The organism is Streptomyces sp. NPDC058371, assembly GCF_042723265.1.
Taxonomy (GTDB): domain Bacteria; phylum Actinomycetota; class Actinomycetes; order Streptomycetales; family Streptomycetaceae; genus Streptomyces.
Window position 1 is genome coordinate 215915 of sequence record NZ_JBHXJC010000009.1, and the last position, 12095, is coordinate 228009.

Here is a 12095-nt window from a genome sequence, read left to right on the forward strand (position 1 = left end):
GAGGATTGATTCTCTGACCTGGCCCTACGTCATATGGAGCGGGCGACGGGAATCGAACCCGCGTAGCTAGTTTGGAAGACTAGTGCTCTACCATTGAGCTACGCCCGCACAGCTCGCGCCGCAGGTCAGTGACCGCGGCACAGGAGGCATCGTAGCGGGTCGTACCCCCTCGTCGCACACCGGTTGCGCGCTTCGGGAAGCCGCTCCGGGAACGCCCGTGAAATGCGGCAGCCGCACTGCCTGCGGGCATGTACCCTACGTGTCGCACCGACGGGGTGTGGCGCAGCTTGGTAGCGCGTCCGCTTTGGGAGCGGAAGGCCGTGGGTTCAAATCCCGCCACCCCGACCACCAGAACCGCCAGTACTCCACCAGAACCTCCAGTACTCCACCGGGACCGCCGGTAACCCTCGCCGGGACCGTCACCTGGACCGCGGGCACGCCGGGGTCGGCCCGATCCCGCATGGATCGGGCGGTGGATTGCCGGGATCCCTAGATCACCTTTTGGGGCGTGTACCGCCTGCGGTTACTATGCAAACTGCGTGCCCGTATGTCTGCACAGTTACATCTCTCAAGGGCCGCGAATCCGCGGAGGCTCTGCCGGACCGGCAGGGTGCACGCAGCAGAACCCCCCAAGAAGTCAGCCATCAAGGAGACCGAACCGTGAAGAGCGCCGTGGAGACCCTGAACCCGACTCGGGTTCGGCTCACTGTCGAGGTGCCCTTCGAGGAGCTCAAGGACAGCCTCGACGCGGCGTACAAGAAGATCAACCAGCAGGTCACGGTGAAGGGGTTCCGGAAGGGCAAGATCCCGGCGCGCGTCATCGACCAGCGGTTCGGTCGCGGTGCCGTGCTCGAAGAGGCCGTCAATGACGCGCTCCCGAAGTTCTACACCGAAGCGGTCAACGAGGCTGAGCTGAACGTCCTCGGCCAGCCCGAGGTCGACATCACCGAGCTGAAGGACGGCGAGACGCTGAACTTCACCGCCGAGGTCGACGTCCGTCCCGCCATCGAGATCCCGGACTACTCCGGCATCGAGGTCGAGGTCGACGCCGTCGAGGTCAGCGACGAGGACATCGAGAAGGCCGTCACCGAACTGCGCGAGCGCTTCGCCTCGACCTCCCCGGTCGAGCGCGCCGCCGAGGACGGCGACGTGGTCACCCTCGACCTGGAGGCCAAGGTCGACGGCGAGGTCCTGGAGGACGGCGTCGCGTCCGGCGTCTCCTACACCATCGGCTCCGGCGAGCTGCTCGACGGCATCGACGAGGCCGTGAAGGGCCTGGAGGCCGGTGGCGAGGCCACCTTCGCCTCCGAGCTCAAGGGCGGCTCGGCGACCGGCAAGGAGGCCGAGGTCACCGTCAAGGTCACCCAGGTCGCCGCGCGCGAACTGCCCGAGCTGGACGACGACTTCGCGCAGCTCGCGTCCGAGTTCGACACCCTCGACGAGCTCAAGGCCGACAGCCGCAAGCGGCTCGAGAACATGAAGCAGTACGACCAGGCCACGCAGGCCCAGGAGCGCGTCCTGGAGAAGCTGCTGGACCTGGTCGAGGTGCCCGTCCCGCAGAAGCTGCTCGAGGACGAGATCAACACCCGCAAGCACAACCTCGAGCACCACCAGCTCGGCCAGATGGGCATCGACCTCGCGAAGTACCTGGAGATCCAGGGCAAGACCGAGGAGGAGTTCGACGCCGAGACCAAGGAAGCCGCGGTCAAGGGCATCAAGACGCAGTTCATTCTTGACGAGCTCGTCAACAAGGAGAAGCTGAACGTCAACCAGGAGGAGCTCACCGAGCACCTCATGCGGCGCGCTGCCTCCTCCGGCATGTCCCCCGACCAGTTCGCCCAGGCCGTCGTCGAGGGCGGCCAGGTCCCGATGCTGGTCGGCGAGGTCGCCCGCGGCAAGGCCCTCGCGGTCGTCGTCGAGGCCGCCACGGTCAAGGACAGCAACGGCGAGGTCGTGGACCTGGACGACGAGGACGAGGCGGCCGAGACCGTCGAGGCCTCCACCGAGTCCGTCGAGGCCTCCACCGAGTCCGCCGACACCGAGGACAAGCCCGAGGCCTGACCGCCTCGCTTGTGCGCTGTACGCGGCGACGGGCCCCCGGGGACTTCTTGCCCCCGGGGGCCCGTCGTCTTTAGGGGCGCGGGGAACTGCGCGCTCGGCCCCCACCCGGCCGCAGGCGCGTCTGTCGCGCGGTGCATCGGCGCGTGCGGCCTGTCGTGGGCCAGGGTCGCGCAGTTCCCCGCCCCTGGCGGGGCCCGCTGAACCCCTGCTCAAGCCAGCGCAGCGCACCCGCAGCGCATGCGCTCACAGCGAACAGTTCCCTCTGCGGGATTCCCCGGAGGGACCCGCGCGTTAGGGTCCATGAATACGAGGGCAGGGGAGTCCCCGAAGCCGCCCCGGGGCGGTGCGGGTAGGGCCCCAAGCCTGAGCAGAAGACGTGAGACGGCCCGGCGCCGTCGTAAGACGAGCAGGTGGATACGTGACGAATCTGATGCCCACAGCTGCCGGCGACCCCATCGGTGGTGGCCTCGGCGACCAGGTCTACAACCGACTGCTCGGCGAGCGGATCATCTTCCTCGGCCAGGCGGTCGACGATGACATCGCCAACAAGATCACAGCGCAGCTGCTGCTCCTTGCCTCCGATCCGGAGAAGGACATCTACCTCTACATCAACAGCCCCGGCGGATCGATCACCGCGGGCATGGCGATCTACGACACCATGCAGTACATCAAGAACGACGTGGTGACGATCGCCATGGGCATGGCGGCCTCGATGGGCCAGTTCCTGCTCAGCGCGGGCACCCCCGGCAAGCGTTTCGCGCTGCCGAACGCGGAGATCCTGATCCACCAGCCCTCCGCGGGTCTCGCGGGCTCCGCGTCGGACATCAAGATCCACGCCGAGCGGCTGTTGCACACGAAGAAGCGGATGGCGGAGCTGACCTCCTTCCACACCGGCCAGACCGTGGAGCAGATCACCCGCGACTCCGACCGCGACCGCTGGTTCGACCCGATCGAGGCCAAGGAGTACGGCCTGATCGACGACATCATGCCCACCGCGGCCGGCATGCCGGGCGGTGGCGGCACCGGGGCGGCATAACCGGCTCCCGCCGGTGCGTGCCGACGTACGCGGTGCAGAGCCGACGTACGCGGCACGTAGGCCCCACAAGCCCCCCAGCGACCGCCTCAGCCCCTTTCAGGCTTCCAGGAGACACAGTGAACGACTTCCCCGGCAGCGGCCTCTACGTCCGCACGCAGGCCGAGTACACCGGTCCTCGTGCGGAGTCCCGCTACATCATCCCGCGCTTCGTCGAGCGCACCTCGCAGGGCGTGCGTGAGTACGACCCGTACGCGAAGCTCTTCGAGGAGCGCGTGATCTTCCTCGGCGTGCAGATCGACGACGCCTCCGCCAACGACGTCATGGCGCAGCTGCTGTGCCTGGAGTCGATGGACCCCGACCGTGACATCTCGGTCTACATCAACAGCCCCGGTGGCTCCTTCACGGCGCTCACGGCGATTTACGACACGATGCAGTTCGTGAAGCCGGACATCCAGACGGTCTGCATGGGCCAGGCCGCTTCGGCCGCCGCGATCCTGCTGGCCGCCGGTACGCATGGCAAGCGCATGGCGCTTCCGAACGCGCGCGTGCTGATCCACCAGCCGTACAGCGAGACCGGCCGCGGCCAGGTCTCGGACCTCGAAATCGCGGCCAACGAGATCCTCCGGATGCGCGCGCAGCTGGAAGACATGCTGGCCAAGCACTCGACCACGCCGATCGAGAAGATCCGCGAGGACATCGAGCGCGACAAGATCCTCACCGCTGAGGACGCGCTGGCGTACGGTCTGATCGACCAGGTCATCTCCACCCGGAAGTTGAACAACTCGGTGGTTGCCTGACGCGGCGCTGTAAGGTCTACCGCTCCTTGGCACGGTGCACGACAAAGTGAACCGTGCCAAGGGGGGCCCGAACGGGGGGCCCGGCAAGGTACCGTCGGACATAAGGCAGCACCAGGAGCCGCTGGATCCAGGCGTCTCCCAGGCGAAGGGGAAGCACACCGTGGCACGCATCGGTGACGGCGGCGATCTGCTCAAGTGCTCGTTCTGTGGCAAGAGCCAGAAGCAGGTCAAGAAGCTCATCGCAGGCCCCGGTGTGTACATCTGCGACGAGTGCATCGATCTCTGCAACGAGATCATCGAGGAAGAACTCGCGGAGACGAGCGAGGTCCGCTGGGAGGAACTTCCCAAGCCCCGCGAGATCTACGAGTTCCTCGAGGGGTACGTCGTGGGCCAGGAGGCCGCGAAGAAGTCCCTCTCGGTAGCGGTGTACAACCACTACAAGCGGGTCCAGGCCGGTGAGAACGGCGGCGCCCAAGGCCGCGACGACGCCATCGAGTTGGCGAAGTCCAACATCCTCCTGCTGGGCCCCACGGGCTCCGGCAAGACCCTCCTCGCGCAGACGCTGGCGCGCATGCTGAACGTTCCGTTCGCCATCGCCGACGCCACCGCGCTGACCGAGGCCGGGTACGTCGGCGAGGACGTCGAGAACATCCTGCTGAAGCTCATCCAGGCAGCGGACTACGACGTCAAGAAGGCCGAGACCGGCATCATCTACATCGACGAGATCGACAAGGTGGCCCGCAAGAGCGAGAACCCCTCGATCACGCGTGATGTGAGCGGCGAGGGCGTGCAGCAGGCCCTGCTCAAGATCCTGGAGGGCACCACCGCCTCCGTTCCGCCGCAGGGCGGCCGCAAGCACCCGCACCAGGAGTTCATCCAGATCGACACGACGAACGTCCTGTTCATCGTGGGCGGCGCCTTCGCGGGCCTGGAGAAACTCATCGAGTCCCGGGCCGGCGCGAAGGGCATCGGCTTCGGCGCGACGATCCGCTCGAAGCGGGAGCTGGAGGCCAAGGACCAGTTCGAGGACGTCATGCCCGAGGACCTGGTGAAGTTCGGGATGATCCCCGAGTTCATCGGCCGGCTGCCCGTCATCACCTCGGTCCACAACCTCGACCGCGAGGCGCTCCTCCAGATCCTGGTGGAGCCGCGCAACGCGCTGATGAAGCAGTACCAGCGCCTCTTCGAACTCGACGGTGTGGAGCTGGAGTTCGAGCGCGAGGCGCTGGAGGCCATCGCCGACCAGGCCATCCTCCGCCAGACCGGCGCGCGCGGCCTGCGCGCCATCATGGAGGAAGTCCTCATGTCCGTGATGTACGAGGTCCCGTCCCGCAAGGACGTGGCCCGCGTCGTCATCACGGCGGACGTCGTCCGCTCGAACGTGAACCCGACCCTGATCCCGCGCGACGCGCGCAACGGCCGGGGCCCGGGCGAGCAGAAGACGGCGTAGCCGCCGCAACAGCCGTACGCGAAGGGGCCCCGGTCAACCGACCGGGGCCCCTTCGGTGTTGCCGCGTGGGGGTCAGAGCTTGACGCGCACGTCCTTGCGGAGCTTCGCGGCGGTGTCGGCCGCGTCCTCGGGGGAGCTCGCCTTGCCGGCCAGGGCGCCCGCGTAGTCGACCGGCATGACGAAACCGAGTGTGCTGTGGTCCCCCCAGATGCAGACCGGCATCGTCATGTTCTTGGGAGTCGAGCTGGAGTCGGTGCTCGACGACGAGCCGAGGTCGACCTTGACCTCCTGGCACTTGAGGACGGCGCCGTCCAGGCCGCTCGGGGTATAGGCCTTGGGACTGCCGAGGAGCTCGCCGTCCCCGCTGCCGTCCTTCTCCTGGTTCTTCTTCATGTCGGCGAACATGTTGTCGACGGTCTTCTCCGGGTCGTCGATGGTCCCGTAGACGCCGCCGAACGAAATCTGCTTCATCGAGAGCGGGTTGCTCTTGTCCCCCGACTCGTAGGCCGCGCTGACGTCCTTGGGGTTCTTCACACCCCAGCTCTCGGCGTCCTTGAGGTCGGACTGGCTCATGCCGTCGCTGCCGGAGCCCTTGCTCTTCGTGTACGTCCCGTCGAGCACCGTCGCTGGCGTGATCAGCTTGTGGGGGCCGTCGTCCGCGACGTCGGAGGAGCCGCTGCCGCCGATCAGGAAGTACGCAGCCACCGCGATCGCGGCCACGACGGCCACCGAGCCGATGATGAGGCCCGTCTTCTTCTTGCCGCCGCCGGCCGCGGGGGGCTGCGGGGCGCCGTAGGGCTGCTGGCCGTACGGCTGCTGGCCGTAGGGGGGCTGCTGGGGCGGGACACCAGGGGGACCCTGCTGCGGATAGCCGTAGCCGGGCTGCTGAGGAGCCTGCTGCGGATAGCCGTAACCGGGCTGGGGTGCCTGCGGCTGCTGGCCGTACGGACCCGGCTGACCGTACGGTCCGGGCTGCTGGGGCTGCCCGCCGTACGGGCCCGGCTGGTTGTAGCTCATTACTGGGTTCCCCTCCAGATACTTATGTGTTCCGAACATCCTGGCGCAAGGTCACCCGGCGGAAGGCATCGGGGGCCGCACCGTTACTAAAGATTCCCGTTTCGGGACGGGGTGGTGACACCCCTAAACTGGGCCCGTGACCGAGAACGCTCAGCAGCAGCCATCAGCGCCCATCACCGAACTGCCGACCCAGTACGCGCCGGCCGAGGTAGAGGGGGAGCTGTACGAGCGCTGGGTGGAGCGGGGTTACTTCGAGGCGGACGCGAAGAGCGACAAGCCCCCGTTCACGGTCGTCATTCCGCCGCCGAACGTCACGGGCAGCCTGCACCTCGGGCACGCCTTCGAGCACACCCTCATCGACGCCCTCACCCGCCGTAAGCGCATGCAGGGCTTCGAGACGCTGTGGCAGCCCGGCATGGACCACGCCGGCATCGCCACGCAGAACGTCGTCGAGCGGGAGCTCGGCAAGGAGGGCAAGTCCCGGCACGACCTCGGCCGGGAGGCGTTCGCCGACCGCGTCTGGCAGTGGAAGGCCGAGTCCGGCGGACAGATCTCCGGGCAGATGCGCCGCCTAGGCGACGGCGTCGCCTGGTCCCGTGAGCGCTTCACCATGGACGAGGGGCTCTCCCAGTCCGTCCAGACCATCTTCAAGAAGCTCTACGACGACGAACTGATCTACCGCGCCGAGCGCATCATCAACTGGTGTCCCCGCTGTCTGACGGCCATCTCGGACATCGAGGTCGAGTACCAGGACGACGACGGCGAGCTGGTCTCCATGAAGTACGGGGACGGGGACGACTCCATCGTCGTCGCCACCACCCGTGCCGAGACCATGCTCGGTGACACCGCCGTCGCCGTTCACCCCGACGACGAGCGGTACCGGCACCTCGTCGGCACGCTCATCCGGCTCCCGCTGACCGAGCGCTCCATCCCGGTCGTCGCGGACGAGCACGTCGACCCCGAGTTCGGCACCGGCGCCGTCAAGGTGACGCCCGCCCACGACCCGAACGACTTCGAGATCGGGCAGCGCCACAACCTGCCCAACATCGCCGTGATGGACGAGCACGCGGTCATCACCGTCCCGGGTCCCTTCCAGGGCCTGGACCGTCTTGAGGCGCGCTCCGCCATCGTCGCCGCCCTGCGTGCGGACGGCCGGATCGTCGCCGAGAAGCGCCCCTACGTCCACTCGGTCGGCCACTGCTCGCGCTGCAAGACCACCATCGAGCCGCGGCTGTCCATGCAGTGGTGGGTCAAGGTCGGTCCGCTGGCGAAGGCGGCGGGCGACGCCGTCCGCGACGGCCGGGTCAAGATCCACCCGCAGGAGATGGAGAAGCGGTACTTCGACTGGGTCGACAACCTCCACGACTGGTGCATCTCGCGGCAGTTGTGGTGGGGCCACCGCATCCCCGTCTGGTACGGCCCGAACGGCGAGATCGTCTGCGTCGGTCCCGATGACGAGGCCCCGACGGGCGAGGGCTGGCACCAGGACACCGACGTCCTCGACACCTGGTTCTCCTCCGGCCTGTGGCCGTTCTCCACGCTCGGCTGGCCCGAACAGACCGAGAGCCTCGCGAAGTTCTATCCGAACTCCGTCCTGGTCACCGGCTACGACATCCTCTTCTTCTGGGTCGCCCGGATGATGATGTTCGGCCTGTACGCGATGGACGGCACCCCGCCGTTCCACACCATCGCCCTGCACGGCATGGTCCGCGACCAGTTCGGCAAGAAGATGTCCAAGTCCTTCGGGAACGCGGTCAACCCGCTGGACTGGATGGACAAGTACGGCAGTGACGCGCTGCGTTTCACGCTCGCCCGCGGTGCCAACCCGGGCGTCGACGTGCCGATCGGCGAGGACTGGGTCCAGGGCTCGCGCAACTTCGCGAACAAGATCTGGAACGCCACCCGCTTCGCGCTGATGAACGGCGCGACGGTCGAGGGCCCGCTTCCCGAGGCGGAGAAGCTGTCGGCGACCGACCGGTGGATCCTGTCCCGGCTGAACAAGACCGTCGCCGAAGTCGACGCGTTCTACGAGGACTTCCAGTTCGCCAAGCTGTCGGACGCCCTCTTCCACTTCGCGTGGGACGAGGTCTTCGACTGGTACGTCGAGCTGTCCAAGACGACCTTCATGGCGGGCGGTGCGCCGGCGAAGGTGTCCGGCCGGGTGCTGGGCGAGGTCCTGGACGTCACGCTGCGGCTGCTCCACCCGATCGTGCCGTTCGTCACGGAGACGCTCTGGACCACCCTCACCGGGGGTGAGTCGGTCGTCGTCGCCGACTGGCCCAAGGACAGCGGCTTCCGTGACGACGCCGCCGAGCGGGAGATCGAGACGCTTCAGCAGGTCATCACGGAGGTGCGTCGCTTCCGTGCCGATCAGGGGCTGCAGCCCGGGCAGCGGGTGCCGGCGCGGCTGGTCCTCGACGGGACCGCGCTGGCGCCGCACGAGGCGGCGATCCGGCAGTTGCTGCGGCTCCAGCCGGAGGGGGACGCGTTCACGGCCACCGCGACCCTGCCGGTCGCGGGGGCGCAGGTTGCTCTCGACCTCTCCGGCACGATCGATGTCGCCGCGGAGCGCAAGCGGCTTGCCAAGGATCTCGCCGCCGCCGAGAAGGAGAAGGCTCAGGCCAACGCCAAGCTCGGGAACGAGGCGTTTCTCGCCAAGGCGCCGGATCACGTCGTGGAGAAGATCCGTACGCGGCTCGGCAAGGCCGACGAGGACATCGCCCGTATCCGGACCCAGCTGGACCGCCTCCCGGAGGCGTAGCCGGCCGTTGCACGCGTCCAAGGCCCCCGGAGCCCGATGAGGCACCGGGGGCCTTGGCGTTTTTCGCCCCCGCCGCCCCTACCCGTCCCGTACCCGGGGCTCCGCCCCGGACCCCGCTCCTCAACCGCCGGAGGGGCTGAGACTTTCCGGCCCGACGACGAGAGAACTCTTGTGCCGGGCAGGCGGCGAGCCTTTTGCGCTGGGCGCGGGAGAGATTTTCAGCCCGTCCGGCGATTGAGGACGAGCGCGTCAGCGCGACAAGGGGGTCTGGGGGTGGAGCCCCCCGGAGACGGAGAGTGCGCCCCCACGCGGGGTGGACCGGCGGCTCCGTAGACTGGCCCCGTGAGTGAGCTCCCCCCGCACGACAGCAGCAGCGAGCCCGATCCGCTGGACTCCTTCGACGAGATCGTCGCGAACGAGACCGAGCGTGACCCGGACCTCGCGGTGATCGAGGCCGGCAGCCGCACCCTGCGCACCCAGGGCGGCCTGCCGGGGGCCGACGTACCCGCGCGGCCGGCCGACCCGGAGACCGACAAGGCGCTGCGCGAGGTCGAGGCCGACCTCGCCACGCGCTGGGGCGAGACGAAGCTGGAGCCGTCCGTCAGCCGGATCGCCGCGCTGATGGACCTGCTCGGCGAGCCGCAGCGCGCGTACCCCTCCATCCACATCACGGGGACGAACGGCAAGACCTCCACCGCCCGCATGATCGAGGCCCTCCTCAGCGCCTTCGAGCTGCGCACCGGCCGGTACACGAGCCCGCACGTCCAGTCGATCACCGAGCGGATCAGCCTGGACGGTACGCCGATCTCGGCCGAGCGCTTCATCGAGACGTACGGCGACATCAAGCCGTACATCGAGATGGTCGACGCCCAGCAGGAGTACCGCCTCTCCTTCTTCGAGGTGCTCACGGGCATGGCGTACGCGGCCTTCGCGGACGCGCCCGTCGACGTGGCCGTCGTGGAAGTCGGCATGGGCGGCAGCTGGGACGCGACGAACGTGATCGACGGCGATGTCGCCGTGGTCACTCCCATCGACCTCGACCACACCGACCGGCTCGGTGGCACGCCGGGCGAGATCGCCGTGGAGAAGGCCGGCATCGTCAAGCAGGACGCGACCGTGATCCTGGCCCAGCAGCCGGTCGACGCGGCCCAGGTGCTGCTGAAGAAGGCCGTCGAGGTGGACGCCACGGTGGCCAGGGAAGGGCTGGAGTTCGGGGTGGTGGCCCGGCATGTCGCCGTCGGCGGGCAGCTGCTGACCCTGCGCGGCCTGGGCGGGGAGTACCAGGAGATCTTCCTCCCGCTGCACGGGGCGTACCAGGCGCACAACGCGGCCGTGGCGCTCGCCGCGGTCGAGGCGTTCTTCGGCGTCGGTGCCGCGCACTCGCAGGGGCTCGACATCGACACCGTCCGCAAGGCCTTCGCCGCGGTCACCGCGCCGGGCCGGCTGGAGGTCGTACGCCGCTCGCCGACCGTCGTCCTGGACGCCGCGCACAACCCGGCGGGCGCCCGCGCCACCGCCGAGGCCGTCAGCGAGGTCTTCGACTTCAGCCGGCTGATCGGTGTGGTCGGAGCGAGCGGCGACAAGAACGTACGAGGGCTGCTCGAGGCCTTCGAGCCGATCGTCGCCGAGATCGTGATCACGCAGAACTCCAGTCATCGCGCGATGGACGCGGACGAGCTGGCCGGGATCGCCGTCGAGGTCTTCGGCGAGGACCGCGTCCAGGTCGAGCCGCGCCTCGACGACGCCCTGGAGGCCGCGATCACCCTCGCCGAGGAGGACGGCGAGTTCGCCGGCGGCGGAGTCCTCGTCACCGGTTCCGTCATCACCGTCGGCGAGGCCCGACTGCTCCTGGGGAGGGGCTGACCCGTGCGTACGCTCTGTGCTTCGACCCTGATCGGCGAGGTGTTCCTGATCGGTTTCGCCGGTCTGGTCGCCATGAAGGACCCGGACCTGTCGATGGGCACGGTCTGGGCGGTGAGCGGCATCGCCATGGCGCTGTGCGTGCTGTTCTGCGGGTTGATCACCCGGCCCGGTGGGGTCCAGCTCGGCTGGGCCCTGCAGATCGCGCTGATCGCGTCCGGCTTCATCGTGCCGACGATGTTCTTCATGGGGGCGATGTTCGCCGCCCTGTGGTGGGCGTCGGTCCACTACGGCCGGAAGATCGACGAGGCCAAGGCGAGGTTCGCCGCGCAGGCGCAGGCGCAGGCGGGAGCCGAGACCGGGGGCAACCCGGCATAGCGGGCACAGGCGCTGCCCGGCACGGAAGACAGGGGCAACTCGGCGCAAAAGGGTCGGGGTCATTCCGTACAGAAGGTGCTTCGGGGGCGGGAAGCCGTACCACCTGACGCTGCGTAATAGGCACCCGGACACGCCCTGTAGCCTCGGTTCCCCCGCAACCATGTGATCGAAGGAGCCACCACCGTGAGCCAGCGCACCCTCGTCCTGCTCAAGCCCGACGCCGTCCGTCGCGGCCTGACCGGCGAGATCATCAGCCGAATCGAGCGCAAGGCCGGCTGGCAGATCACCGCGCTGGAGCTGCGGACCCTGGACCAGGACACGCTGGAGCAGCACTACGGCGAGCACAAGGGCAAGCCCTTCTACGAGCCGCTGGTCGCGTTCATGGCCTCCGGCCCGGTGGTGGCGCTCGTCGTCGAGGGGGAGCGGGTCATCGAGGGTGTCCGGGCGTTGGCCGGCCCGACCGACCCGATCGCCGCGGCCCCCGGCTCCATCCGGGGGGACTTCGGTGTCATCGTCCGGGAGAACCTGATCCACGCCTCCGACTCCGAGGAGTCCGCGGAGCGCGAGCTGAAGATCTTCTTCCCGGGCCGGGTCTGACACCGGTGCGGGGCCGGGGGGGGGGAGAGGAGGGGGGGAGGAAGGGGAGCAAAACCAAAAACCAAAAAACCCCACCCACACCACAAAGAGGGGGAAACAGAGCTGCTCATCCAGCACGTGTCTCTAAGAACAACCACC

General features: G+C 68.4%; 9 protein-coding genes and 2 tRNA genes. 9 read left to right on the forward strand and 2 right to left on the reverse strand.

Features of this window, described 5'->3' with window-relative positions:
• Positions 1-34: 34 nt before the first annotated feature.
• Positions 35-108 (reverse strand) — tRNA-Gly (locus ACFWM2_RS25675).
• Positions 109-271: 163 nt separating this feature from the next.
• On the opposite strand from ACFWM2_RS25675, the gene ACFWM2_RS25680 reads away from it, so the two are divergent.
• The 5 genes from ACFWM2_RS25680 (at position 272) to clpX (ending at position 5344) form a co-directional block, all read left to right on the forward strand.
• Positions 272-348, forward strand: a tRNA-Pro gene (locus tag ACFWM2_RS25680).
• Positions 349-660: 312 nt separating this feature from the next.
• Complete coding sequence (gene tig / locus ACFWM2_RS25685) at positions 661-2061, forward strand: trigger factor (protein WP_383284296.1); 1401 nt, start codon at positions 661-663, stop codon at positions 2059-2061.
• 430 nt (positions 2062-2491) lie between these two features.
• Positions 2492-3097, forward strand: a complete 606-nt coding sequence (locus ACFWM2_RS25690; RefSeq protein WP_189838477.1) for an ATP-dependent Clp protease proteolytic subunit — start codon at positions 2492-2494, stop codon at positions 3095-3097.
• A gap of 116 nt (positions 3098-3213) precedes the next feature.
• Entirely contained in the window at positions 3214-3894 is a 681-nt protein-coding gene (locus tag ACFWM2_RS25695; protein WP_383284299.1) for an ATP-dependent Clp protease proteolytic subunit, read from the forward strand.
• Positions 3895-4054: 160 nt separating this feature from the next.
• Positions 4055-5344 (forward strand): ATP-dependent Clp protease ATP-binding subunit ClpX, encoded by a 1290-nt coding sequence (gene clpX, locus ACFWM2_RS25700; protein ID WP_383284302.1) that lies wholly within the window; start codon positions 4055-4057, stop codon positions 5342-5344.
• A 72-nt stretch (positions 5345-5416) separates the two neighbouring features.
• Here the strand turns inward: clpX and ACFWM2_RS25705 are convergent, their stop codons facing one another.
• On the reverse strand, positions 5417-6361 hold the full coding sequence (locus ACFWM2_RS25705; RefSeq protein ID WP_383284305.1) for a hypothetical protein: 945 nt from the start codon (positions 6359-6361) through the stop codon (positions 5417-5419).
• A 136-nt stretch (positions 6362-6497) separates the two neighbouring features.
• Here ACFWM2_RS25705 and ACFWM2_RS25710 point away from each other — a divergent pair, with 136 nt between their 5' ends.
• The 4 genes from ACFWM2_RS25710 to ndk all read left to right on the forward strand — a co-directional run bounded on the left by ACFWM2_RS25710 (position 6498) and on the right by ndk (position 11957).
• A complete protein-coding gene (locus tag ACFWM2_RS25710; RefSeq protein ID WP_383284308.1) occupies positions 6498-9122 on the forward strand; it encodes a valine--tRNA ligase in 2625 nt (874 codons plus the stop codon).
• Positions 9123-9464: 342 nt separating this feature from the next.
• Positions 9465-10985, forward strand: coding sequence for a bifunctional folylpolyglutamate synthase/dihydrofolate synthase (locus ACFWM2_RS25715; RefSeq protein WP_383284311.1), 1521 nt, complete (start codon positions 9465-9467; stop codon positions 10983-10985).
• Positions 10986-10988: 3 nt separating this feature from the next.
• Entirely contained in the window at positions 10989-11360 is a 372-nt protein-coding gene (locus ACFWM2_RS25720; RefSeq protein ID WP_383284314.1) for a DUF4233 domain-containing protein, read from the forward strand.
• Between the two features lie 183 nt (positions 11361-11543).
• The gene (gene ndk / locus ACFWM2_RS25725; protein ID WP_121403076.1) at positions 11544-11957 is read left to right on the forward strand and encodes a nucleoside-diphosphate kinase; all 414 of its coding nucleotides are present in this window, start codon (positions 11544-11546) and stop codon (positions 11955-11957) included.
• The last annotated feature ends 138 nt before the right edge of the window (positions 11958-12095 follow it).